Annotated in this window: 28 protein-coding genes and 2 pseudogenes; 16 read left to right on the forward strand and 14 right to left on the reverse strand. The window is 57.4% G+C overall.

The genetic code is table 11. The features are described from left to right. Positions 1-359 precede the first annotated feature (359 nt). The gene (locus BLP82_RS07770) at positions 360-869 is read right to left on the reverse strand and encodes a DUF1993 domain-containing protein (RefSeq protein ID WP_060738333.1); all 510 of its coding nucleotides are present in this window, start codon (positions 867-869) and stop codon (positions 360-362) included. 130 nt (positions 870-999) lie between these two features. On the opposite strand from BLP82_RS07770, the gene BLP82_RS07775 reads away from it, so the two are divergent. Then, positions 1,000-1,647: a YceH family protein gene (locus BLP82_RS07775; protein ID WP_053120815.1), complete on the forward strand. Its 648-nt coding sequence runs from the start codon at positions 1,000-1,002 to the stop codon at positions 1,645-1,647. A 6-nt stretch (positions 1,648-1,653) separates the two neighbouring features. Here the strand turns inward: BLP82_RS07775 and BLP82_RS07780 are convergent, their stop codons facing one another. Then, a complete protein-coding gene (locus BLP82_RS07780; RefSeq protein WP_092166481.1) occupies positions 1,654-2,475 on the reverse strand; it encodes a shikimate 5-dehydrogenase in 822 nt (273 codons plus the stop codon). A 260-nt stretch (positions 2,476-2,735) separates the two neighbouring features. Here BLP82_RS07780 and BLP82_RS07785 point away from each other — a divergent pair, with 260 nt between their 5' ends. Next, positions 2,736-3,086, forward strand: a complete 351-nt coding sequence (locus BLP82_RS07785) for a hypothetical protein (RefSeq protein WP_063322141.1) — start codon at positions 2,736-2,738, stop codon at positions 3,084-3,086. A gap of 80 nt (positions 3,087-3,166) precedes the next feature. Here BLP82_RS07785 and BLP82_RS07790 read toward each other — a convergent pair whose 3' ends face one another. The 4 genes from BLP82_RS07790 to BLP82_RS07805 form a co-directional block, all read right to left on the reverse strand. Beyond that, positions 3,167-4,684, reverse strand: coding sequence for a nucleobase:cation symporter-2 family protein (locus BLP82_RS07790; protein ID WP_092166483.1), 1,518 nt, complete (start codon positions 4,682-4,684; stop codon positions 3,167-3,169). 124 nt (positions 4,685-4,808) lie between these two features. Next, entirely contained in the window at positions 4,809-5,633 is an 825-nt protein-coding gene (locus tag BLP82_RS07795; RefSeq protein WP_092166485.1) for an arylamine N-acetyltransferase family protein, read from the reverse strand. A 102-nt stretch (positions 5,634-5,735) separates the two neighbouring features. Further along, positions 5,736-6,530, reverse strand: coding sequence for an exodeoxyribonuclease III (xth, locus tag BLP82_RS07800; protein ID WP_092166487.1), 795 nt, complete (start codon positions 6,528-6,530; stop codon positions 5,736-5,738). Between the two features lie 117 nt (positions 6,531-6,647). After that, entirely contained in the window at positions 6,648-8,219 is a 1,572-nt protein-coding gene (locus BLP82_RS07805; protein ID WP_092166493.1) for a sensor domain-containing diguanylate cyclase, read from the reverse strand. 419 nt (positions 8,220-8,638) lie between these two features. Here BLP82_RS07805 and chrA point away from each other — a divergent pair, with 419 nt between their 5' ends. Beyond that, complete coding sequence (gene chrA / locus BLP82_RS07810) at positions 8,639-9,997, forward strand: chromate efflux transporter (RefSeq protein ID WP_092166494.1); 1,359 nt, start codon at positions 8,639-8,641, stop codon at positions 9,995-9,997. Here the strand turns inward: chrA and arsN2 are convergent. Further along, on the reverse strand, positions 9,994-10,425 hold the full coding sequence (arsN2, locus tag BLP82_RS07815) for an arsenic resistance N-acetyltransferase ArsN2 (RefSeq protein WP_092166495.1): 432 nt from the start codon (positions 10,423-10,425) through the stop codon (positions 9,994-9,996). The two genes, chrA and arsN2, sit on opposite strands and share 4 nt — an antisense overlap. A 127-nt stretch (positions 10,426-10,552) precedes the next feature. Here arsN2 and BLP82_RS07820 point away from each other — a divergent pair. The 3 genes and pseudogenes from BLP82_RS07820 to BLP82_RS07830 all read left to right on the forward strand — a co-directional run bounded on the left by BLP82_RS07820 (position 10,553) and on the right by BLP82_RS07830 (position 11,786). Next, positions 10,553-10,868 (forward strand): annotated as a pseudogene (locus tag BLP82_RS07820) (type II toxin-antitoxin system RelE/ParE family toxin). 2 nt (positions 10,869-10,870) lie between these two features. Further along, entirely contained in the window at positions 10,871-11,158 is a 288-nt protein-coding gene (locus BLP82_RS07825; protein WP_092166496.1) for a helix-turn-helix domain-containing protein, read from the forward strand. A 139-nt stretch (positions 11,159-11,297) separates the two neighbouring features. Beyond that, positions 11,298-11,786 (forward strand): hypothetical protein, encoded by a 489-nt coding sequence (locus BLP82_RS07830; protein WP_092166497.1) that lies wholly within the window; start codon positions 11,298-11,300, stop codon positions 11,784-11,786. A 45-nt stretch (positions 11,787-11,831) separates the two neighbouring features. Here BLP82_RS07830 and BLP82_RS07835 read toward each other — a convergent pair whose 3' ends face one another. The 3 genes from BLP82_RS07835 to BLP82_RS07845 form a co-directional block, all read right to left on the reverse strand. Further along, positions 11,832-12,068, reverse strand: coding sequence for a hypothetical protein (locus tag BLP82_RS07835; protein ID WP_177344100.1), 237 nt, complete (start codon positions 12,066-12,068; stop codon positions 11,832-11,834). A gap of 314 nt (positions 12,069-12,382) precedes the next feature. Beyond that, a complete protein-coding gene (locus tag BLP82_RS07840) occupies positions 12,383-13,237 on the reverse strand; it encodes a nickel/cobalt efflux protein RcnA (RefSeq protein ID WP_092166498.1) in 855 nt (284 codons plus the stop codon). Between the two features lie 7 nt (positions 13,238-13,244). Beyond that, a complete protein-coding gene (locus tag BLP82_RS07845; RefSeq protein ID WP_092166499.1) occupies positions 13,245-13,532 on the reverse strand; it encodes a metal-sensing transcriptional repressor in 288 nt (95 codons plus the stop codon). Positions 13,533-14,267: 735 nt separating this feature from the next. Here BLP82_RS07845 and BLP82_RS07850 point away from each other — a divergent pair. Both BLP82_RS07850 and BLP82_RS07855 read left to right on the forward strand, forming a co-directional pair. Continuing rightward, positions 14,268-14,546: a BrnT family toxin gene (locus BLP82_RS07850; RefSeq protein ID WP_092166500.1), complete on the forward strand. Its 279-nt coding sequence runs from the start codon at positions 14,268-14,270 to the stop codon at positions 14,544-14,546. Between the two features lie 4 nt (positions 14,547-14,550). Continuing rightward, positions 14,551-14,913, forward strand: coding sequence for a DUF6364 family protein (locus tag BLP82_RS07855; RefSeq protein ID WP_060743052.1), 363 nt, complete (start codon positions 14,551-14,553; stop codon positions 14,911-14,913). A 15-nt stretch (positions 14,914-14,928) separates the two neighbouring features. Here BLP82_RS07855 and BLP82_RS07860 read toward each other — a convergent pair whose 3' ends face one another. Together BLP82_RS07860 and BLP82_RS07865 are read right to left on the reverse strand one after the other, a co-directional pair. After that, positions 14,929-15,801, reverse strand: a complete 873-nt coding sequence (locus tag BLP82_RS07860) for a TIGR03915 family putative DNA repair protein (RefSeq protein WP_092166501.1) — start codon at positions 15,799-15,801, stop codon at positions 14,929-14,931. Continuing rightward, entirely contained in the window at positions 15,792-17,012 is a 1,221-nt protein-coding gene (locus BLP82_RS07865) for a putative DNA modification/repair radical SAM protein (protein ID WP_092166502.1), read from the reverse strand. The genes BLP82_RS07860 and BLP82_RS07865 overlap by 10 nt, the downstream gene beginning before the upstream one ends. Before the next feature lie 166 nt (positions 17,013-17,178). Here BLP82_RS07865 and BLP82_RS07870 point away from each other — a divergent pair, with 166 nt between their 5' ends. The 3 genes from BLP82_RS07870 to BLP82_RS07880 all read left to right on the forward strand — a co-directional run bounded on the left by BLP82_RS07870 (position 17,179) and on the right by BLP82_RS07880 (position 18,761). Beyond that, the gene (locus BLP82_RS07870; RefSeq protein ID WP_092166504.1) at positions 17,179-17,355 is read left to right on the forward strand and encodes a YhfG family protein; all 177 of its coding nucleotides are present in this window, start codon (positions 17,179-17,181) and stop codon (positions 17,353-17,355) included. Then, entirely contained in the window at positions 17,348-17,947 is a 600-nt protein-coding gene (locus tag BLP82_RS07875) for a putative adenosine monophosphate-protein transferase Fic (protein ID WP_092166505.1), read from the forward strand. The genes BLP82_RS07870 and BLP82_RS07875 overlap by 8 nt, the downstream gene beginning before the upstream one ends. 91 nt (positions 17,948-18,038) lie before the next feature. Beyond that, complete coding sequence (locus BLP82_RS07880) at positions 18,039-18,761, forward strand: metallophosphoesterase (protein ID WP_092166506.1); 723 nt, start codon at positions 18,039-18,041, stop codon at positions 18,759-18,761. 266 nt (positions 18,762-19,027) lie between these two features. Here the strand turns inward: BLP82_RS07880 and BLP82_RS07885 are convergent, their stop codons facing one another. Then, complete coding sequence (locus BLP82_RS07885; RefSeq protein ID WP_092166507.1) at positions 19,028-19,243, reverse strand: hypothetical protein; 216 nt, start codon at positions 19,241-19,243, stop codon at positions 19,028-19,030. A gap of 678 nt (positions 19,244-19,921) precedes the next feature. Between BLP82_RS07885 and BLP82_RS07890 the strand changes: the two are divergent. The 3 genes and pseudogenes from BLP82_RS07890 to BLP82_RS30300 all read left to right on the forward strand — a co-directional run bounded on the left by BLP82_RS07890 (position 19,922) and on the right by BLP82_RS30300 (position 22,181). Then, positions 19,922-20,133, forward strand: a pseudogene (locus tag BLP82_RS07890) (hypothetical protein). 169 nt (positions 20,134-20,302) lie between these two features. Further along, a complete protein-coding gene (locus tag BLP82_RS07895; protein ID WP_092166508.1) occupies positions 20,303-21,526 on the forward strand; it encodes an AAA family ATPase in 1,224 nt (407 codons plus the stop codon). Next, a complete protein-coding gene (locus BLP82_RS30300) occupies positions 21,513-22,181 on the forward strand; it encodes an HNH endonuclease (RefSeq protein ID WP_139197828.1) in 669 nt (222 codons plus the stop codon). The genes BLP82_RS07895 and BLP82_RS30300 overlap by 14 nt, the downstream gene beginning before the upstream one ends. Positions 22,182-22,189: 8 nt before the next feature. Here the strand turns inward: BLP82_RS30300 and BLP82_RS07900 are convergent, their stop codons facing one another. After that, positions 22,190-22,960 carry a DNA adenine methylase gene (locus BLP82_RS07900; RefSeq protein WP_092166509.1) on the reverse strand — a complete coding sequence of 257 codons (771 nt, stop codon included), beginning with the start codon at positions 22,958-22,960 and terminating at the stop codon, positions 22,190-22,192. A gap of 274 nt (positions 22,961-23,234) precedes the next feature. Here BLP82_RS07900 and BLP82_RS07905 point away from each other — a divergent pair, with 274 nt between their 5' ends. After that, positions 23,235-23,477 carry a CopG family ribbon-helix-helix protein gene (locus tag BLP82_RS07905; protein ID WP_092145358.1) on the forward strand — a complete coding sequence of 81 codons (243 nt, stop codon included), beginning with the start codon at positions 23,235-23,237 and terminating at the stop codon, positions 23,475-23,477. Further along, positions 23,467-23,751 carry a type II toxin-antitoxin system RelE/ParE family toxin gene (locus tag BLP82_RS07910; protein WP_092145355.1) on the forward strand — a complete coding sequence of 95 codons (285 nt, stop codon included), beginning with the start codon at positions 23,467-23,469 and terminating at the stop codon, positions 23,749-23,751. Before BLP82_RS07905 ends, BLP82_RS07910 begins: the two co-directional genes overlap by 11 nt. Positions 23,752-23,976: the final 225 nt, after the last annotated feature.

Below are 23,976 nucleotides of genomic sequence, written 5' to 3' on the forward strand. Positions count from 1 at the left end.
ACGCTTGACCCTGCGTTACCGAGCACCACCCACCTGGTTTTGCGATGCTGGATAACAGATGACGTAAACGGCCTACCGACCTGACAGAAAACCTGGGCTCCCACACGGCTCTAAAGCCGATCTACCCTAATCAGGACTGTCAGGCGCGATTTTCATCGCGGCGCGAATTTATCTTTTCGACGCCGAATAGATTGCGGCAAGCCAATCACGCATCCAAATTCAGTATTGCAGAAACTGAGAGGACCATAGATTTGTGGGAGCGAGCTTGCTCGCGATAGCGGCGCCGAGGATGTAACTGACAGCCACAAAAAAGCCCGGGAACGGCCCACACCGTCCCGGGCTTTTTCATGCCTGCGGGGTTAGAACGCGCCCATGTAGTCGCGCTTGCCCACTTCCACGCCATTGTGGCGCAGCAAGGCATAAGTGGTGGTGACGTGGAAGAAGAACTGCGGCAGGCCGTAGGTCAGCAGATAATTCTGGCCGCTGAAGCGCTTCTCCTTCGGCGTGCCCGGGCGGGTAACGATTTCGATGCCTTCCTTGCCATCGATCTGCGCAGGGCTGATGCCGTCGATAAAGGCCAAGACCTTGGCGATCAGGGCTTGCAGCTCGGCGAACGTGGTCTCGCTGTCCTCATACTTCGGCACCTCGACCTCGGCCAGGCGGGCGGATACACCCTTGGCGAAATCCACCGCGATCTGCACTTGGCGCACCAGCGGGAACATGTCCGGGTACAGGCGGGCTTGCAGGAAAGCGTTCGGGTCGATGTTCTTCGCGGTGGCGTGGGCTTCGGCCTTGTTCAGAACGTCGCTCAACGCGTTGAGCATCTGCTTGAAAACCGGGACGGAAGCGGCGTACAGGGAAATAGTCATGGCAATCTCATGCAGGTGGCAGGAAAGAATGAATCAAACGGCTGCGATTATAGCCACGGCTTGTTGCACGGCTTGTCTTTTATTGCGCAAGGATTAGGCTAGGCGGCTTCCACAGCATAGGGAACGCGCGATGAGCATCGAAGAACAACAGCAGGCTGAAGAACCACGGCTCAATAGCACGGAAATCCGCATCCTCGGCGCGCTGGTCGAGAAACAGGCCACCAACCCCGAGACCTACCCGTTGACGCTCAACGCCCTGGTACTGGCCTGCAACCAGAAAACCAGCCGCGAGCCGGTAATGAACCTCAACCCGGGCCAGGTCGGCCAGAGCCTGCGGGCGCTGGAAGGTCGCGGTTTCACCAAGCTGGTGATGGGCAGCCGCGCCGACCGCTGGGAGCATCGGGTCGACAAAGCCCTGGAGCTGGTACCCGCCCAGGTGGTCCTGATGGGCCTGCTGTTCCTGCGTGGCCCGCAAACGGTCAATGAGTTGTTGACCCGCAGCGGACGGATGCACGACTTCGAAGACGCCGAACAAGTGGTGCACCAACTCGAACGCCTGATCGCCCGCGGCCTGGCGTTGCTGGTGCCACGCCAGGCCGGCCAGCGCGAAGACCGCTATGTGCACGCCATGGGCGACCCGGCGGACATCGAAGCGATTCTCGCCGCCCGCCAGCACCCGGTGGAGCGTGGCGCCGGTGGCGGTGTCTCGCTGGAACGCATCGAGGAGCTCGAAGCGCGGATCGCGGCACTGGAAGAACGCCTGGCGCGGCTGGAATAGCAGCGCTTACGCCGACCGGGCGAAGGCCACGGCTTTTTCGAATTGCTCCAGATTGGGCCGCACACCGGTGTACAGCACGAACTGCTCCAGGGCCTGGATCGCAATGACTTCCAACCCGGTGATGACCCGTTTGCCTTCGGCCCGGGCGCGTACGATCAGCGGCGTTTCCGACGGGATCGCCACCACATCGAACACGGTCTCGGCCGCGGCGATGGTCTCGGGTTCAAACGCCAACTGATCGGCTTCCGGGCCGCCGGTCATGCCGATCGGCGTGACGTTGATCAGCATCTGCGGCCGCCGGGCCCCCAGTTCCGCTTGCCATTCATAGCCCAAGGACTCGGCCAGGGCTCGCCCGGTGGCTTCATTGCGGGCAACGATCAGCCCGTTCTGGTAGCCCCCATCGCGCAAGGCACTGGCCACAGCCTTGGCCATACCACCGCTGCCGCGCAGGGCAAAAGTCGAATCCTGAGGCACGGCATGGCTTTGCAGCAATTGGGCGATGGCGATGTAGTCCGTGTTGTAGGCCTTCAGATGGCCTTTGGTATTAACGATCGTATTGATCGACTGGATCGCGGCGGCGGAAGGATCCAACTCGTCCACCAGGGCAATGCAGGCTTCCTTGAACGGCATCGACACGCCGCAGCCGCGAATGCCCAGCGCGCGGATACCACCCACCGCTCCAGGCAGGTCCTGGCTGCTGAACGCCTTGTAATAGAAGTTCAGGCCCAGTTGTTCATACAAATGATTATGAAAGCGCAGGCCGAAGTTTCCGGGACGCCCCGAGAGCGACATGCACAGTTGGGTGTCTTTGTTGGGATTGATCTGCATGCGTGTCTCCTTGCATTCACTTTCGGACAGACGGAAACACCGTCGCCAAAAGTCTATTCGATGATGGTACCGCCAGGCCCGGCCCGATCTCAGGCCGCAGGATGACGCGGCGCGGTCAAGAAAAGCGCTACAGACCTTACACAATATTTACCCAACGGCGTCGCAAATCCTGAGAAAATCGCTGTCATAGCAAGTATCCCCGCGACCCTCATCGGGTCTGTTGCAGACCACAGGCGCCGGGGCCGGAACGAGGAACAGCCATGAATCGTAGACTTCCCATCATCGCCCTGCTCATGGGGGCACTCGCGGTCACCGGCCAGGCATCCGCCCACGGTCGTGGTGGTTGGGAGGGGCCCGCCGTTTTTGGTGCCATCGTCGGTTCGGCCATCGTTGGCTCAGCCATCATCAACCGTGATCGGCCGGTGTATGTGCAGCAACCGGTCTATGTCCAGCCGCAGCCGGTCTACTACCAGGCCCCGCCACCGGTCTACTACCAGCCGCAACCGGTGTATGTAGAGCGACCGATCTACTATCGCCCGGCACCGGTGTATTACGGGCCACCACGGGGCTATTACTACGGCCCACCCCGGGGTCATTACGGCCGCTGGTAACTGGCTCCCGGGCGGCACAAAAAAAGCCTGTGATCATTGATCACAGGCTTTTTCATGTCAGCAGGAAAAAACCGTATTTGTCAGACGTGCTCGCTGCTTTTCAGTCGGATCGGCCCATGCTCCACCGGCTCGTGAACAGGTTCCACCACGGGAATCTCGTTGCCATCACAATCATGCAGCTTGCCGTCACTGAAATAGTCGCCTTCGCGCAGCGCCGCCAGGTCCTGATAGCGCAACACCCGCTCGGTGCCGGCGGCGAAGACTGACTGCTGGTCGGAATTGCCCGCGGTGAAGTGGTTGAACGCCAGGTTCAGCACGATCGCCATGATTGCCGAAGAACTGATGCCCGAATGAAAGATGGTCGCGAACCAACTCGGGAAATGGTCGTAGAAGTTCGGCGCGGCAATAGGAATCATGCCGAAGCCGATGGAGGTGGCGACGATGATCAGGTTGACGTTGTTGCGGTAATCGACTTTCGACAGCGTACGGATGCCGCTGGCAGCCACTGTGCCGAACAGTACGATACCGGCACCGCCCAGCACCGAGGTCGGCACTGCGGCGATCACCCGGCCCATGAACGGCAACAGGCCGAGCACCACCAGGAACACCCCACCGGTCGCCACCACGAAACGGCTCTTGATTCCGGTCACGGCCACCAGCCCGACATTCTGGGCAAAGGCACTCTGGGTGAAGGAACCGAAGATCGGCGCGATCATGCTCGACAGCATGTCAGCCCGCAAGCCGTTACCCAGGCGCCTGGAGTCGACTTTGGTGTCGATGATCTCGCCCACCGCCAGGATGTCGGCAGAGGTTTCCACCAGGGTCACCATGATCACAATGCACATCGACAGGATCGCGGCGATATGGAACGTCGGCATACCGAAATGGAACGGTGTCGGGAAGCCGAACATCGGGCCTTGGCTGACCGATGAAAAGTCCGCCATGCCGAGGAACACCGCAATGACCGTACCCATGACCATGGCCAACAGAATCGACAACCGGGAGATGGTTGCGCTGCCCATTTTGCTCAACAGCAGCACCAGCACCAGGGTCACTGCGGCCAGACCAATGTTCGCCATGCTGCCAAAATCGGCGGCGTGGCTGTTGCCGCCCATCGCCCAACGCGCCGCCACCGGCATCAGGGTCAGGCCGATGGTGGTGATCACAATGCCAGTGACCAGTGGGGGAAAGAACCGGGTGATGCGTGAAAACACCGGGGTGATCAGCAGACCGATCAGCGACGCTGCGATCACCGCGCCGAGGATGGCTTGAAAGCCCCCTTCCCCGCCGCTGCCGACAATCGCCACCATGGTCGCGACGCCCGAAAACGATACGCCCTGCACCAAGGGCAACTGGCAGCCGAAAAACGGCAGGCCGAGGGTTTGCAACAACGTGGCCAGGCCCCCTGCGAACAATGACGCGGCAATCAACAGGCCGATGTCCGCCGGCGAAAGCCCGGCCGCCTGGCCGATGATCAACGGTACGGCGACGATGCCACCGTACATGGTCAACACATGTTGCAGGCCGTAAGCCATATTCGCGCCGACGCCGAGGTTTTCGTCCTCGGGCCGTGGGAGTGAAACATGGGGCGTTTTCATGGTTCGGGGATTCCCTGTTTTTTGTTATGGGCACACTGTATTCAAAACTCAGGACAAATGTCCATAGAGTTGTATACAACTTACAGCATGCACATCCGGAACAGGCCTGCGGCCAACCGCCTTTTTATTCCTGGAGCAACCCCACGAGCGCGGGCCGCAACAGCTCCCGTGGCGGTACGCGCAGGCTGAATTCCTGTTCCAGCAGATCGATCAAGTCATCGGCATCGATGATCACCCGCCGCTCGCTCTCCTGCCCTATGCGGTGCACAGCGTAGCTGTTGCCGTTCAGGGTCTTGCGCCATCCGTCACCCGTGCGGGCCACCATCAACCGGCCCATGAACGGCGACTCCGGATGGTTGCAGACGTACCAATTGCCGACGATGTAGTCGATGTCTTCCTGGCGTTGCAGGTCGAACAGGTACATCGGCCGCCATTCGCCAGCAACGTTGGCGCGCAACAGATAGCCGTCCGCAGGGGTCTCGATGCGGTACGGTTCATGGGGCGTTAACTGGGTCTCACGGCTGTCCAGCAGCAGCGGCGCGGTGGGCACCATGCCGCCAAAACCGACGTCGGTGATGTAGCGCACACCGTCGATCGTCACCAGGCTCAGCCGATGGGTCCGGGCAGGCCAGGCGCCCTCAGGCGCATTCATCACCACGCGCCCAGTGATGCCGCGGGCATCGAAACCCAATGCCTGCAACAGCGCCAGGAATAGCTGGTTGAGTTCATAGCAATAGCCACCACGCCCCTCTTCAAAAACCTTGCGCTCGACCGATTCAAGGTCGATGGGCACGGGCTGGCGCAGCAACGTCGACAGGGTTTCAAAGGGGAATTCAGCGGTATGGCGCCATTGCAGCTGACGCAAGGTGTCGAGCGTCGGCGCCGGTGGTGCGTCGAAACCCAGGCGCCGCAAATAACGGGTCGTATCGCTCAGTGGGGGATGACTCATGAGGGTGTCCTTTTCCCGGGGTCGGCCAGCGTTCACAACGAGCGCACGGCTCATGGGCGCAGGTATAAGGCATTCCTCTCACAGAGACAACAATCGGCCCCGTCAGCGCCGTTTACGCGAAGCCAGCCGGATCCAGGTGGGCGCATGGTCGCTGGGGTGGGGCTGGTTCCGCACCCAGGCATCCACGCCGCCTTCGCTCAGGTAGGCGCTGGCCACCGGGTTGAGCAGCAGATGATCGATGCGCAGCCCGGAGTTCTTTTGCCAGTGCTGGCGGAAATAATCCCAGAAGGTATAGAGGCGCTCGTCCGGATACAGATGGCGCAGCGAATCGGTCCAGCCCTGGTCCAGCAACCGCTGGTAGCACTCGCGGCTTTCGGGCTGCAACAGCGCATCCTTGAGCCAGGAACGCGGGTTGTAGATGTCCATGTCGGTGGGCACCACATTGTAGTCACCGGCGAGCACCACGGGATGGTCACTGGCCTGCAGCCCTTGAGCGTATTCGATCAGCCGTTCGAACCAGGCCAACTTGTAGTCGAACTTGGGACCCGGTTGCGGATTGCCGTTGGGCAGGTAGAGGCACCCCACCAGCACACCGTGCACCGCCGCCTCCAGATAGCGACTATGGCTGTCGTCATTCCCGCCGGGCAGGCCACGGCGGCTCTCCAACGGCTGCGCGTCACGGGCCAGGATCGCGACACCGTTCCAGGACGCCTGCCCGTGCCAGATTGCCCCGTACCCCACCGACTCCAGCTCCGCCGCCGGGAAATCCTTGTCCACTGCCTTGAGCTCCTGCAAACAGACAATGTCGGGTTTTTCCCGCTCCAGCCATTCCAGCAGGTTGGGCAACCGTGCCCGGATACCATTGATATTGAAGGTCGCGATCCGCAGGTTTTTCATAGACCCAGCACTCGAAATGTCACGTTACTGGCTGTGACCGTCAATCCGGCGCGGTGGTTGCAACGGGTCTTCAGGAGCCGGTTTTCGGTAAGGGCCGACCGTTCTCCAGCATCGGTTTCACCGATCCGAGCGCGCCAGCGTATCGAGCCCGCTTTCTGTCGATAACACCGCCACCCGGTTGCGGCCACTGTGCTTGGCCTGGTAAAGCGCCGCATCAGCGCGCTGGATGAAGACTTCGATGTTGTCCAGGCTGCTGGGCACAAAGGCATAGCAGCCCAGGCTCACCGTGAGGAAGCCGGTCGGGGAGCCGGAATGGGTGATGTGCTTGTCGATGACGCTTCGGCGGATCTGCTCGGCCAACGCCATGGCCCCCGAAAGGTTCGTGTCAGGCAGCAGTACCGCAAACTCTTCGCCGCCATACCGTACCGCCAGATCGGCCTTGCGATGGCAGCAGCTCTTGAGCACCTTGGCCACTTCCGCCAGGCAGTGATCCCCGGCCACGTGCCCATAGGCGTCGTTGTAGCGTTTGAAAAAATCGATGTCGAGCATGATCAGGCTCAAGGGACTGCGCTGACGAGCGCCCCGACCGAACTCGATGTCCAGGGCCCGTTCGAACAGACGCCGGTTCGCCAGCCCGGTGAGGCTGTCATGGGTGGCAATCAGTTCCAACGCCTCCTGCGCCTTGCGCAAGTCCGCTTCGATCTTTTCGCTGTTGCGTACCTGGCGCACGAAGACCCAGCCGAACAAGCAAATGCCCAGGACCACCAGGCCCACGATGAGGCTGGATTGGAACGCCCGGTCATGCCAGCCCGCCAGGATCGATTCTTCGGACACCGCGGCGGTGACCACCAACGGATAAGCCTGTAAATGTTGATGCCCATACAGCCTGACGACACCGTCGACATCTGAACGGATGATCGCATCGCCAGACACCCCTCCCGAGAGGTCATGGTCGTAGATATGTTCCTCGGCCAACGGGCGGCCGATCCGCGCCTCATCGAAGGGGCGCCGGGCCAACAGCGTCCCGTCAGACAACGCCAGGGCCATCTCGCCTTGCTCATCCAGGCTGAAGCTTTTGAAGAACCGGTCGAAGTAGGACATTTTGATGCCGGCCAGCAACACACCCTGGAAGTTGCCGTCTCGGTCATTCAAGCGCCTGGAAACCGGGATGATCCACTCACCGTTTTGCCGACTGCGGATCGCCGGGCCGATATGGGGGACCAGGGAGGCGTTCTGCTGGTGGAAAACGAAATACTCTCGATCCGCCACCCCTGCCCCCCTGTGCAGGTCCTCAAAGGAGGTAATGACCCAATGACCGCGCTTGTCGAACAGGAACAGGCCATGCAGCTGTTCAAGCGATTGCACGCGACGGGCAAAGGTTTGCTGCAAGCGTGGCTGAACCGCAGGACCCAAACCGTCGACCTGGATCCAATCCGCCAGACTGGCCAGGACCAGATCGGCCTGGATGAAGGTGTCCTGGGCCTGCTGGGCCATGGCTCGGGTAAGGGTGGCCGAGGCGATGCGGGCCGACTCCACGTCGTGGCTGCGGGATTGCTCCAACTGCAGGTAAAGCAAACCGCACAGGCACAGGCACACCGCCGCGATAAACATAACCGCAGCCTTGAGCAGCGGCAGGCGTTTCAGGGCACCGGCAGGGATATGAAAAGGATCGTAGATGGAGATTGGCAAGCGAATTCCTGAAGAGGGCAAAGCATGCGCGAATTCGCGCATAACCCCCAATATTCGTGAGCTTAGCTTACCGCTTGTGAGGCGGCAATTTGCCTGTGCAGTGGAGCCGATGGGTGGCTGGAGTGGATCCAAAAGCCCGCCCCTGGGCCCGTAAAAAAGCCCGCTTCAGAACGAAGAAATCTCCGCCTGTCGTAGGAGCTGCCGAAGGCTGCGATCTTTTGATCTTGATTTTGATGGTTCACTTTCGACTCAATTGTTTGGGACAAGATCGCAGCCTCGTTGCACTCGACAGCTCCTACACGGGGCAAGCTACCCTCGCTACCGATCTTCTTTACAAACAAACCTTCCTGGGGGCTATCTAAATTGCGTAACGCCCCATAACGTATGGTCGCCTTTGACTTGCAAGTGCCCCGTCGACCATGAGCCAACCGAACCGAATCGATGATGAACAGGCCCTGACCCGCCCCGACGCCGTCAGTCTGCGCGAGGCGTTCTGGTTCTGGCTCAAACTGGGCTTCATCAGTTTCGGCGGCCCAGCGGGGCAGATCTCGATCATGCACCAGGAGTTGGTGGAACGGCGGCGCTGGATTTCCGAGCGGCGCTTCCTGCATGCCCTCAATTACTGCATGTTGCTGCCGGGGCCTGAGGCCCAACAATTGGCGACTTACCTGGGCTGGTTGATGCACCGAAGCTGGGGTGGAGTGATCGCCGGCGCGTTATTCGTCCTGCCGTCGCTGTTCATTCTTATCGCATTGTCGTGGTTGTACATCGCCTTTGGCGAAGTGCCGGTGGTGGCGGGTATTTTCTATGGCATCAAACCGGCCGTGACGGCCATCGTGGTGCATGCCGCCCACCGGATCGGCTCCCGCGCACTCAAGAACAATTGGCTGTGGGCGATCGCGGCGGCATCGTTCACCGCGATCTTCGCCCTTGATCTCCCCTTCCCGCTGATCGTGCTGGGTGCGGCTGCCATCGGTTATTTCGGCGGTCGCTGGGCACCGGAAAAATTCAGCCTGGGCGGTCACGATACCCAACACAAATCCTTCGGTCCCGCCTTGATCGACGACGACACGCCAACCCCGGAGCATGCCCGGTTCAACGCCGCCAGGTTGACCCGCCTCGTGGTCGTCGGTGCCCTGTTGTGGATGGTGCCCATGGGCCTGCTGACCGTCGTGTTCGGCTGGAGCGGCACCTTGACGCAAATGGCCTGGTTCTTTACCAAGGCCGCGCTGCTGACCTTCGGCGGCGCCTATGCGGTCTTGCCCTACGTGTACCAAGGCGCCGTCGGGCACTTCGGCTGGCTGACGCCGACACAAATGATCGATGGCCTGGCCCTGGGCGAAACCACGCCCGGCCCGCTGATCATGGTCGTGGCCTTCGTCGGTTTCGTCGGAGGTTACGTGATGCAGGTGTTCGGTCCCGAACAGACCTTCCTCGCCGGGGCCGTCGCGGCCACGCTGGTGACCTGGTTCACGTTCCTGCCCTCTTTCCTGTTCATCCTGGCCGGCGGCCCGCTGGTGGAGTCGACCCACAACGCGTTGAAATTCACCGCACCGCTGACCGCGATCACCGCGGCGGTGGTCGGGGTAATCCTCAACCTGGCGTGCTTCTTCGGTTATCACGTGCTCTGGCCCAACGGTTTTGCAGGTGCCCTGGACTGGCCGTCAGCGATCATCGCGATTGCGGCGGCGGTGGCGCTGTTTCGCTACAAGCGCGGGGTGATCCAGGTGTTACTGGCGTGCGGGCTGGCCGGGTTGGCGGTGCATTTGCTGCGCTAGACGAGGCGCTTGCTCAGGTACGTCGCCGAGGCCGGACACAAGGTCTTGAACTGGGCTGTCGCGCTGATCGACGCGGGCGCCAGCGAGCGATCCTCCTGCTGATAGCCCTGGCCGGAAAAAAACGCCGCGGCGCTGTCGGTCAAGAGGTGGAGCCGCTCCACCCCCTCGCGTCTCGCAAACGCTTCGACAGCGGCCAGTACCGCCACCCCAGCCCCCCGCCCCCGCTGCCCCTCAAGGACAACCAACGAGCGCAGCAACCGCTCGGCCCCCTCCCCCTCGATGCCAGCAAACCCCACGTCGACACCCTGGTGGTTGAAGCTGAAGAACTGGCGACCGGAATATGTCAGGTCGTCCACGGGTAGCCCGGCTTGGGTGAGTGCATCGCGCAAGGGTCCCAGGTCGTTATTGCTTAGAGCTGTCATGTGCATGGTGGGTGCTCGTCTACGTCTTGCCTTGATCATCGGGCACCCCGAATTTGGTTACAACCCACGGGGTGCATCGGAGAGCGGGGTTCAATAGGATTGCTCGAAAGTAAGCCACTGGCGTACATTAGCAATGATTTTTATTGAAACTCCAATTTTTACCCGTCGGGTCAAAGAACTGATGGATGACGATGATTTCGCTGTCCTACAGAAAATACTGGTCTGCAATCCTTCCGCTGGCGAAGTTATGGAAGCCACCGGGGGGATCCGAAAGATTCGTATCGCAGCCAAAGGCCATGGCAAACGGGGGGGGAGCCAGGGTGATCTACTACCACTTCGTCCATGCTTCGCGGATCGCGTTGCTGATGATATATCCGAAAAATGGACAGCAAGACTTGACTGTCGATCAGCGAAAAGCATTGAAATTGATTGTCGAGCACTGGAGATAACCATGAGCAAATTTTTCGATGAGCTGATGGAAAGCGTACAACAGATGGATGAAATCGTCCGAGGCGAGCGCCAGCCGTCACGGGAATTCATCGTCGATGCGTTGCAAGTGAAAGAGATACGCAAGGCTACCGGCCTGACCCAAGCCAAATTCGCAGCATTGATCGATGTCCAACTGGGCACGCTTCGCAACTGGGAGCAGGGACGACGCGAGCCTACCGGCCCCGCTAAGGCGCTGCTGCGGGCGATTCATAATGATCCGAAACACGTGATCAGCGCCTTGGCCACTTAAGCATTGCCGAAATGAACAGAACGCTCAGGCAATGCTTCCATGTGCCGAAAGCGCTTGCTTCAAGCCCCCATGACCTGGCGCAAATGAACACCCCTACCCATCAGCTAAGCTCAACCTATCATCACGACAGGGAATCGACATGAGCAAGGCAGACGAGCTAGCGGCCAAACTGAGGAAGACCCAGCAGACCCGTGCGGATACCGACAACTGCGCCGACCTGGCGATCGAGCACTGGCCGGCCCAGGTCTACGAGCTGTATCGCCAGATCGAAACCTGGCTGGCTCCCGTGTGCGAGGCGGGCCTGGACATTCGGCGCAACCCCACCCACGTCTTTGAAAGTCACTCCAGCGGTTCGACGTACAACTACGCCATCGATCAACTGGTGATCGAAGGCAATCACCACCGCATTTCATTCGACCCGATTGCGCGCTTCTCGGCCAAGGGAGAGGGCTGCATTGAAGTCCATATGAAGGGGCAGGAACACTGCATCGTGCGCACGCTTGGCGAGCATGGTGAATCGCGCTGGCATATCCAGGCCCTGCGCTCGACAGGGCAAGAGCGCCCTGAACCTGCCATTCTGGACGAGGACGCCTTGCTCTCGCTGGTAGAAGAAGGTCTTGGCCTATAACGCAGATGGGCGATCCTTGATCGCCCATTTTCATTGGAGAGCACGCTAGATCTGCGGCGCTGATTCGAGTGCTGGATCGTTTCCGGGCACCGGCAGCGTCAGTTCTTGGGCCGGTCTTCCTACCAGTAAATTCAAGGCATTGTCGATTTCGTCAGCCGCGCCTTGCGCGTATCGAGTATCCGCCCAGCTCCAGTACGGATCGGATATCAGCCCGCCCACGGCCTGTGCGCACAATTCATCGCGGCTGATGCCCATCTTCCCGGCTGCGGCGATCACGGCCATAAGGGCTTGCTCTAATTGGGAAATTCGCTCTGTTGTCACAATGAACCAACGTGATGGATAACAAACCCAGAGCATATCAAGCCATCAATGTGCCACCAAACTCAAGCGCCCAACGGTCGCCCTGTCAGCCTGCTTTGGCTTTGCGTCCGCGGGGCTGCCTTTCCCGCTGGCGTATTGGCCACCCCATTGGCCAGGAAGTCCACTGTTGCGGCAGCCTGCCCCCCCCACAATACCCAGCTTGAAGGGTGGGCGCCTGGGCTGCTGGCCCAGCGTCGCGAAGTCGGCGCCAGAGGATGCGAACTGATCGGTGGAGGCTAGGTACTCAAGCCGATCCAACCGTGGACGCCCACGTAGAGACCGACGCCGATGATCAACACGCTGGACAGGTAAGGCGCCCGACGAGCAACGGTGCCCAGCCAAGGCCAGCGATTGGAAGCCTGCCTTGCACCAATGGCCGCCGCAGCCCCCACGGTCACCAGGGTCATCGCCAGGCCGATGCTGAAGCACAGGACAAGCAGGCCGCCCAGTGCGACCGCTTTGACTTGCAGGCACAGCAACAGGACGGTAATGGCGGCAGGACACGGAATCAGCCCGCCCGTGAGCCCGAACAGGATGATCTGGCCCGTGGTGACCTCCCGGTTGGTGAAGCGCTTGCGGATGTCGTTGGCATGCGCCTGTTCGTGGGCGTCCTGATAACCCTCCAGTGCCAACGCCGGACCTTTGGGTTCGGGGTGCTCGTGTTTGTGGTGATGGTCGTGATCGTGATCGTGATCGTGATCGTGATCGTGATGATGGTCATGCCCTTGTGCGAACTTGAATATCTGCTCGCCGTGCCAGGTTCGCCACAGCATCCACAGCGCGATGGCAATGATCAACGCAGAAGATGCCAGTTGGAAATAAGGTTCCGAGGTTTCGGCATCGAGCCCCTGGCCCAGATACATGCCGCCGATGGCGACCAACCACACCACGGCAGTGTGGGACAGCGTCGCCGCCAGCCCCAGCAACACCGCCTGCTTGACCGAACCTCGGATCGCCACGATAAACGCCGCCATCATGGTTTTCGAATGGCCCGGCTCCAGGCCATGCAAGGCCCCCAGCAAAATAGCGCTGGGAAAATACAGCCAGGCCTGAGCGCCACCCTGTTGCAGCAATTCAGCAAAATTGGGCATGTAAGGCCTAGAGGTACTTGGTGATTTGCTTGAAGGCTTCCAGCGGCGCGCGCTCGCCTTTATTCAACGACGAAACGGTGTCCTCCAGACAGTGATCGATGTGATCCTGGATCAACGTTCGTTTGGCCTGGCACACCGCTTTTTCAACCGCATGCAACTGCTGGGCAATCTCCACGCACTCTCGCCCCTCTTCGATCATCGTGATGATGCTGCGCAAATGGCCGTCCGCCCGCTTGAGACGCTTGATGATCGCCGCATGGCTTTGGTGGGGATGTTCGTGGTCGTGCTCAGTCATGGTTTGAGCCTTGGGTTTCGATGAATTTACGCCACCATCCTATCCCCCCAGGGGGGATATAAGCAAACCCATCAAAATGCAGATCAACCGGTGGGAGCGGGCTTGCTCGCGAAGGCGTCAGCACAACCAACATCCTGCAAACTGACACACCGCTTTCGCGAGCAAGCCCGCTCCCACACAGGGATTTGTGGTGAACGCTGTGGTTTTCGGAGGGCTGGGGGTGAGCTTTTTCATTGGCTTGTACCTAGGTTATGTAAAGGAACTGCCTTCACCACTTCCACCTGGTGGGTGGCAGCTGTACGCGGGTGTGGAAGACCGAGAACCTAGGACTCGGCGCACCCGAAGGCGCCCCGCGTACAGCCGCCGTAATTTAACAGCAGACCTAGGAAAAGCGTCTGCTTTTTAATTTAGCGGTGCAACGCGCTAGGTTTTCGTGAGGGCTTCCACACCCTCTCGCTGAATTTGCAGCGACGGAGAGAACTTAGCGCACGGGATGAATGGGTGGATAGTCAGCGGGGAGCGACGCAGCTTGAGGGAAATTTCCGATGGGGGTGTCCGGAGCTGGACTCAGCAGTTCAGGCGGTGGGATGCAAAGAATGATTTCGATACGAATGAGCGCTCAACGCCATAAGCGAGGGCTGAGGTTTCATCGTATGGTTTAGCGCACCCGTCCTGGCTGCAAGTCAAACGAAAGGGCTGACACAGGGGCTTTTTTATACATATAGAATATGCATAATGACAACATTCAGAACTCAGTATGATCCAGCAAAAAACGTCGCTAACAAGAAGAAACACAAGGTGAGCCTGGCCGATGCCGAAGCTGTGTTTTATGACGAAATGGCTCTTGAGCGTGAGGATAATGATCATGATGAAAAACGGTGGATTATCATGGGGCAAGACGCCTGCGGTCGTGTACTCGTCGTTGCCTACACCTACCGTGAGCCAGATTTCGTTCGTCTTATCAGCGCACCACTAGCCTCCAAAAAAGAACTACGTCAGTACCTGGGAGGTTGAACCCATGAAGGAAGAATACGATTTCAGCACAGCCAAGCGTGGGGCGGTTGCAAGCAGCAAAGGCAAAACCCGCATAACCATCATGCTTGATGAGGACGTGATCGAGGCCGCTCGCGAACGCGCCGAAAGTGCTGGTACTGGATATCAGACACTCATCAACAATCTACTGCGTCAGGCTTTGATATCTGAAACTGCCCACAATCTGTCACCGGCAGCCCAAAAGCGAACCCGAACAGTTAAACCCTATGCAAACGGTATTACCCGGTCCGACGTGAAGGATCTGGAAAAGCGCCTAGCCGCCATGACTGAGGAGCTGCACAAGATGGTGGACGCATCCAGGCCCGGTAAAGCCAAAGCATCGGTATGAACCGAGAAGATCGATTTACTCAGGAGCAAGGCACTGTCTTACCTCAGTGCCTTCACCCACAATGATCCGCTTGCCCATTTTCTCCCCCACCTCCAACGCCTGCCCATCCCGCTGCTTCCCCCGTCGCGCCAAACCCACCAGGCGCGGAATCAACTCTCCTTCCGGCAAGTGCTGCCAGAATCGCCCCGGCATTTGCTGACGCAACGCCTGGGGATTGAGCCGCGCCGGGTTGAAGATGTGCCTGTAATAGGTCCGCCATAGCTCGGCGCCGGGATCTTCAGCGTGACGCGCCCAATGCTGCCACTGCTCGGGACAACGTCGCTGGTAATCCAACGACTGCCCATCGAAACGGATACCGTCGCGAGGCGTTGCGATCAGCCAGCGCTGTTGCCCCAATCGCTCGGCAAAATGGCCGCTGGCACTTTCGAGGATGTCATGGGCCGGTTGATGAAAGGCGACCAGATCCAGTTGCAGTTGCTCGGCCAATGCTTGCGGCAAGGGAACGAAGCGCACGAAGGCATGCAGGTGATGAGCCTCGCGCTGGACCTGCTTGATCCGTCGCTGCAGCTCACTGCCCAGGCGGTCGCCCGCGAGCATGGCCGTGCGGTCGCCGTGGGCAACCCGCCAAAGCACTTCGTACAGCAGATTCCAACGTTGTTCGCCCTGGTAGCGACCAGCCTGTTCGAGTTGGGTCAGCAAGGCCGCGGGAACCCGCGTACGGAACGGGCCCGGCCCTTTGGGCAGCGGCGCCGGCACGGCCAAAAGATCAGCCATCGGGCCTTGGGCCCATGTGACATTACTCGGGTCGATACCATGGACGAGCAGCGTTCGAGCCTGGTCCCGCCAAGTGGAGAAATCATCCTCGCAATCCAGGGCAATCACGACCAAAGCCCCATCTGCACGGGCCGCTGGGGGTCACGCAACCGCGCCCGCAGCAAACCGCTGCGCACCTGGGCGTCGGCAGGCCGGTAATCGCTGGTGACAATGAACGGTCGCGCCTTCTCCAGCACGCACCGCAACTGCACCAGGTCGTCATAACGCACCCGCCGCTCCCGGCGCAGTGCAACCAGGCGTTGCACACTACGCAGGCCAATCCCCGGAATACGCGCCAACAATGCGGGTTCGGCGCGATTGATATCCAGCGGAAACACCTCACGATTGGCCAGCGCCCACGCCAGCTTGGGGTCGATGTCCAAGTCCAGGTTGTGGGTTTCGCTCAAAAGCTCGCCTGCCTTGTAGCCATAACCGCGCATGAGAAAGTCGGCCTGATACAGCCGGTGCTCGCGCAGCAACGGCGGTGCCGCCAGGGGCACGCTGGCGGGGCTGTCGGGAATCGGGCTGAACGCTGAATAGTAAACCCGCCGCAAACCGTACCCCTGGTAGAGCGACTCGGCGTTGCTCAGGATGGCGTGATCATCAGTGGCATCCGCCCCCACAATCACCTGCGTGCTCTGCCCGGCCGGGGCGAAGCGAGGCGCCCGTGGCTCGCCGGCCACCGCCTGTTGCCCCTGGTGGATGGTGCCCATGGCTTGGCGGATGGTCGTCAACTGCTTTTCCGGTGCCAGGCGCTTGAGGCTGATATCGGAGGACAGTTCGATATTCACGCTCAAACGATCAGCCAACCGCCCCGCTTCCTCGATCAACAGCGGATCGGCATCGGGAATGGTCTTGAGGTGGATATAGCCACGAAACTGGTGCTCTTCCCGCAACAACCGCGCCACTCGTATCAACTGCTCCATGGTGTAGTCGGCCGAGCGAATGATGCCGGAACTCAGAAACAGCCCACTGATGCAGTTGCGGCGATAAAAATCCAGGGTCAATCGAACCACCTCCCCCGGCGTAAAACGCGCCCTCGGCACATTGCTGGAACGACGGTTGACGCAATACTGGCAGTCGTACAGGCAAAAATTGGTCAGCAACACTTTCAGCAACGAAACGCAGCGCCCATCCGGCGTATAGCTATGGCAAATGCCCATGCCATCGGTGGCCCCCAGCCCCTCACGACCACGGGAGCTGCGCTTGGGGGCACCGCTGCTGGCGCAGGAGGCGTCGTACTTGGCAGCATCGGCGAGAATGCCGAGCTTGGCGATAAGCTGCATGAAGTGAACTCGAGTACTGGATATAAACACAGTATTTTGAGAAGCGCCGCGATGCAAGCGCCATTGGTCAATTCATCACCTGCCATGAGTCGCCCAGGCCGTGACGTAGGCCATGCCGGTGGGATGGGCTATAATCGGCCAACCAACGCGATTGAGGTCCAGCCCCATGGGCAATGTCAGCCTTGAAACCAAAAAGGCCTATGCCGCCAGGACGCGCAGATCCAACTACGCGGCTAGCCTGCGCCTGGAAGGCTTCAAAACGACATTCGCGGACGGCGAACGCAAAATGCCAACGCGCGAAGAGGTCTTGAAGGCCTTCACCCGACCTGAACCTGATGCCTGACAAGTATGGAGTCGGTGAAGACGCTTACTGCTACCCCGGCTCCGCGGTCCTTCGCAACAAACTCGATATCCGTGACGAACCGACCCTAAGCGAAGCCGAACAACAGCTCTCGGCCATCGCAGCGGACAACGTCGAATTCAGCCCTCCTCCCTACAGCCTGGCCTACCTTCAAAACATTCATCGAATCCTCTTTTCAGACCTGTTCGAATGGGCCGGAGAGTTGCGCACCGTCGGCATGTCCAAGCAAGCGACCCGCTTTTGCCAACCCCAGTACATGGAGGCGGAAGCCAACAAGATCTTCATGAACGTGGCAGCAGCCAACTGGTTCGAGGGCATGGAGCGGGCTGAGCTGATCGTCGCCGTTGCAGAGGCCTATTCCGACATCAACGTCGTACACCCCTTCCGCGAAGGCAATGGCCGTGCCCAGCGCATTCTGTTTGAACACCTGATCATGAACGCCGGGTTTGAAATCAGTTGGTGGGGGATTGAGAAGGACGAGTGGATCTACGCCAATATCGCGGCCTATAACTGCGTTATGGAGCCTATGGAGCGGGTCTTCGAGAAATGTATCGGGCAAACGATTCAACTTTGATCGCCTCGACGTCACCCTGCTCAGCGCCTTACGGTGCATTCCGTCAAAGTGCTACAGTTGTCAGCAACTAACATCTGCTAAAGCACAAAAAATGCTCACGACAAACTCCTTCCCACCCAACGAAAAAGGTCGTGACTTTGTAGTGGGAGACATTCACGGGCATTTCAAGCTTCTGAAAAAAGCCTTGGGCAAAGTAAATTTCAATACCGAAGCAGACCGCATCTTTTCTGTGGGCGACCTCATCGACCGAGGCCCCGACTCTTTAGATGTACTGAGTTGGCTTGAGGAACCGTGGTTCCATGCCGTGCGCGGCAATCATGAGCAGATGCTCATTGACTGCATCTCCGGCCACGGGAATATACCTAGGCATATCCGAAATGGTGGGGCTTGGCTCTACGAGTTACAACCCACTCTCCAACATGAACTCCTGCAAGCCTTGCAAGCGCTTCCGCTGATCATTGAAATCAATCTATCAAGCGATCAAACAATTGGAATAGTACATGCCGAAGCTCCAATCATTAAAAATAACGATGGCTGGCAGGAAGCGAAGGACGCTATTACCGGAAAATCTGGAAAGTCGAATCAACGAAAAGCCCTGAAAACAGCGCTGTATGCCAGGAAAAAAATCGAACGGCAAGACCACTCTTCCATCAATGGAATAAGCCAGCTCTATGTAGGGCACTCAACCGTATCCGGCGTCATGAGGCTGGGCAATGTCGTCTATATCGATACGGGCTGTGGATTTGCTGATGGCGCGTTAAGCCTAATAGACATCCAATTCGAAACCGTCGTGAGCACCCGCATGAGCGAATGAGGTCAGGACGGGGGGGTTATTACTCTGAATGCCGGGGTACGAGCGCCCTCTCATTCACGCCACCCCAGACCTGATAAACTGTGCCCCTTTCGCAATTTGCATCCGGTCCCCATGCCCATAGAACATATTCCATCACACCTTCTCTCTCGGCGCTTCAGCGTGGCGCCGATGATGGATTGGACGGATTAAACCCGAGCCCTACTGCTCCAGCTGCGTTTCGGCACCTTTCAGAACCCGGCTGTAGCAAATTCTTAGCGCTCTCGCCTCTACCGGTTGAGTTGTATCGTCTTAGCTACCGTCGTTTTCGTATTGGTGAAGAAGATTCTCCAAGGCGGCTTCAACTCGTGCTGCGGTAATTTCGCCTTCAATGCTGCCATCGTTTCAGAAGCGCTGCTGACGGCCGTTGCTTCATCCCTTCCAGTTCGTGAAGCCCACTCTCTAGCTGCATCTAATATGGTTTGCTCATCAATTTTCTCCACCATGGCCGCGCCTCCCCTGAACCTGACTCGACACTAACGGCCGTCAAAATTTGAAAACCACATTGGCGCTAACCAGTTGCTGGTCATTGATCTTGGCCTTACAAGCTCGACCTGTTTCAGTTTTGTTATCACGCGCAAAGACAGGGTCTCACTGTAGAAACACCTTCTTGCCTTCATACTCCCGCACACCCGCTGTCGTCTTGCTCACCGGTTCCCTTCATGAATTTCCGGTTCCAGGGCCCAAAGTAAATTTCAGGCTCCCCACCACCGAAGAAACCCGACTCAGGAGTGGCACAGATCGTGCCCTCCAGCCTCTCTCCGTCGATGATGTTTGCGTCCGTATAACAGGAAATCAGGCCTTTGCCGTGACAATTTCTGCTGGTCCTCTATTCAACCATGTCGGGGCGGTTACGCATCCGGCCAGCGTGACAGAAGCGAGCGTCAGGGCTGCAAAGACAGGGCAGCGAAAGTAGTTCACGGTTAAGTGTCCTTACTTTATGAAATCCCAACACCAATACCGCCAACTCTGACTCTTTCAAGCTCAAGGTCGGTATGCGTAGGCCATGGCCCCACTGTCACTGCTTGAGCTAGTGAAGCAATTTCTCAGCAATACTGGAGCATCGCCTGGCAAGATGCCAGGCCGTTACTATGCTTGTATTTTCCTTTAGAGATGTCGATGCAATGTCTGGCGATTACTCCTTACCCGACCTCATCGAGAGGATTTATGCCAATCAACTATCCCTAGAAGCCGCCTTGATGGAGCTGACCCTGCATGTTGAGCGGTTGGGCGCGCAAGAGGTGGGTGCAAATGTTAGAGGGCGCTACAGACCATTGGTGAAAACGCCGGTCACATTCGGCAAGGCTTGGCAAAGCTTAGAACCTCAAATCTTTAACTAACGCACACGCCGGTGGTGCTGGCTCGCTCCGACATCAAGCACGTAGGGACCTTTCGACTGCAGACGCTCCAACGATCCGAAAGGTCTCGTTGCGCTAATCGTAGAAACCCTGCAAATTATGCTGCATATCGCTCCATTACTTCCATATAGCGAATAGCGAGTACAAATGGCTACCCACATCCAAAAAATTGGCGGACAAATCCCCGACTCCGGTATGCCGTTAAATATCCCATTAAACGGAAAAAACCTAATTATAACAGGCTCCAACGGCGCAGGAAAAACCTGGTTCCTCAAGCAGCTAAATACCATACTTATAAGTAAAATAATGATGAATGACCCATCATGCTCAACATTACAAAGAGAATTAGATGAACTAATAAAAAAAGGTGACCCCGGAGGCAATGGCGACCTCCACTACGAATATACCCACAGAATAGATTTTCTACGCCAACAAATAAATCACTATGCGTCCAATATTTATCTTGAGGTAGTTCAAGGGACACCAATCTCAAGCCACCTAGTGATTTTCTTCGAAGCAGACCGAAAGTCATCTATAGGCCCTGCTTCTTCAATATCAAGTGTCGAAGATAGCAAAGCACAGTGGCGGGGTTCTATAGAGCAAAACGTCGTTGGTGGTGAGCTTGAACGACACTTAGTGAATTTGAAAAGTCGGGCTGCAATTGTAGCGAGATATGAAAGCGACGAGAGTTATGCCCAGAGCATCGATGAATGGTTCGTCACGCAAGAACAAAACCTCAAACTCTTAATGGAGGATGACTCTACACAATTGGTGTACGACTCGAGAAAGGATAGCTTTACAATAACCAGAGAGGGGAAGCGCGACACAAACTTTCAGAGCTTATCATCAGGTTACTCATCAGTATTTAGTGTCTACGGGGAAATACTCATGCGAACGGAGATACTCGATATATCCCCCGCCGAGTTTGAGGCCGTTGTGTTTATTGACGAAATCGAAACACACCTGCATGTTTCTCTACAGCGCCTTATTTTACCTTTCTTCAAAAGTGCATTCCCTAAGGTGCAATTCATCGTAACAACTCACTCACCATTTATACTGACCTCTACAACCGATGCAGTCGTATACGATATCAGTACAAACGCCGTGATTGACGCAGACCTTTCACTCTACAGTTACTCTGCGGTGATGAAGGGCATTATGCACACCAAACCAACATCAGTAGTTTTAGAGGACATTGTTAAAAGCATATCAGCACTAATAAACTCTGAAAAAACTGACACATTAACACTTCGGATAGAGCTAAACAAACTCTTGAATCTTTATGAGTTTTTGGACGACCGCACCAAGACTTTCTATCAACTAGGAGAAAAAACACTTTCTGATAGCGAGGCCAAAAATGTTCAAGGTTGAGCGGCCACATGAGTTCCCGGAATGCAACGAACGAACCGGCTACAACACCCCTGATATAGTTAAAGCGCTTGAAAAAATTTTTTTGGGAAAATGCTATTTATGTGAGCAGCACGCATTAAGCGATCCCGAAATAGAGCACTTTCAACCACACAAAGGCAATCCGAACTTAAAATTTGACTGGAGCAATCTCTATTACGCGTGTAGCAGATGCAATAGCATAAAGGGGTCCAGCCACACCAATCTTTTAGATTGCTGCGACCCGGACACGGATGTTTTTTCACCTATAAAGCTACTTGTCCCTGCCCGTTACGATGACGATGTAGAGGTAATACTAACGGAAGCTAAGCCCAGTGAAAAGGCGTTGAACACTGCGAAGCTACTCGATAGATGCTACAACGAAAACTCCACTGGATTGCGAGGTATTACCAGACAGACACTAATTGAACTAATCTACCATGATTATCATCAACTCGTAGGATGGAGAAACACTGTGACAGACGCCAAGGTACCTGACGAAGAAAAAGCCACTCCAATGGGTCGTATCAAACACATGTTACAAAGCAAATACCCGTTCTCTGTGTTTTGGAAGTGGTGGGTGCTCGGTGATAGCAGGTTGCTCGAAGCTATGCCTGAACTCAAAGAGCTAGCCAAATGATAAGTCGATTAAAAAAGCTGATTAAACACGCTCGGCTGCCAATTCATGATAACTAATTCACCGGTGACGTCTGCCTTACCCTGGCGCCGGTTCATGTTGCTGTAGCGGATATCCAGGCTTTCGAAGTGAAAGCCTTCAAACACACGCCGGATATCCGGGTGGTCGTTGATACTGACCATGACCTTGCCCTTGCAACGGCGCATGAAATCAGCCATCCGCTCGTAATTCTCGAACGGGAAATCCGCCCCATAACCAGCGGTCTGCCAGTACGGCGGGTCCATGTAGTGAAACGTATGAGCGCGGTCGTAACGCTCAGCACAATCAAGCCAGGGGAGGTTTTCGACATCGGTGCCGGACAGTCGCTGCCACGCGGCCGAGAGGTTTTCCTCGATCCGCAGCAGGTTGATGGCCGGGCCAGTGGTCGCGGTGCCGAACGTCTGCCCGGTGACCTTGCCGGCGAAGGCATGGTGCTGCAGGTAGAAGAATCGGGCGGCGCGCTGGATGTCGGTGAGGGTTTCGGGACGGGTCATTTTCTGCCACTCGAATACCTGACGGGAACTGAGCGCCCATTTGAACTGGCGCACGAATTCTTCCAGGTGGTTCTGCACGACGCGATAGAGCGTCACCAGATCGCCGTTGATATCGTTCAGGACTTCAACCGGGGCGGCCTGGGGTCGCATGAAGTAAAGCGCGGCACCGCCGGCAAAGACTTCGACATAGCATTCGTGAGGCGAAAAAAGCGGAATGAGGCGGTCGGCTAGGCGGCGTTTTCCGCCCATCCATGCGAAAGAAATGGGACAGATTCATTAAATTTTCTATCAAGAAGGCAATTAAGAGTAAGAGCCGAGCAATTTGTAGTCACTGCACAGGCCTGGCCCAAACCAGATTCACCCGCAGAAATGTCCCCTTCTTCGACGGCGGCGTCTGTGAGGCTTTTCAGATCAGCGCACTAGGGGAACAATTCACGTCGAGATACACCTTGCGACGGCCTGCTGATTCAAGCGCTCGGTCAACGGTGTAAGATGCCCGAAAACGTCCACCATCGAGGCTGCCATGTCCGGCATATCCCTGAATCTGCCCGAAGACCTATCAAACTCCCTCGCCGATCTGGCCAAGACCAACGGCCAAAGTGCGAGCTACCTAGCGATGGACGTTCTTCGCGACTACATCGAACACGAAAAAGCTCTGACTACACAGATCGAACTTGCCGTAAAGGAAGCTGACCAAGGCAAATTTGCTACCGATGAGCAAGTCGCAGCGATGCGCGCTCGGCGCTGGAGTCAGAATGCAGGTTGAGTGGCTGGAAAAAGCACTCAAAAACCTGGAGGACGAAGCCAACTATATTGCGCTTGAAAACCCCAAGGCTGCTGACGACTTCTCCGAAGCGATCTTTGCCAGCGTAGACAAATTGGCTCAGTTTCCCGCAATGGGTCGAGAAGGACGAGTCAAACAGACGCGGGAATGGGCAGTCCCAAACTGGTCTTACCTGATTCCGTATCGCGTACACGGTGATCGCCTCCAAATCCTCGGCGTATTTCACACTCGACAACGCCCCCGCACCAACTGGTGAATCCGGCGCAATATTGCTCTCCCAACACCTCCTGCCCTTCCCTGATAAACTGTGCCATCCGCCTCGCTGATTCAGATTCCCAATGCCCCTACAAACTGCACCACTCTCCCGCCGCTTCTCCGTCGCCCCGATGATGGATTGGAACGCCTAATGCTACAGCCCTCGTAAAACGTGCCTTGTAGCGCCCTCCGAAAAAACTCGTACCACTTTTGTACCAACACCATT

This window comes from Pseudomonas sp. NFACC37-1, assembly GCF_900101575.1.
GTDB classification, from domain to species: domain Bacteria; phylum Pseudomonadota; class Gammaproteobacteria; order Pseudomonadales; family Pseudomonadaceae; genus Aquipseudomonas; species Aquipseudomonas fluorescens_AA.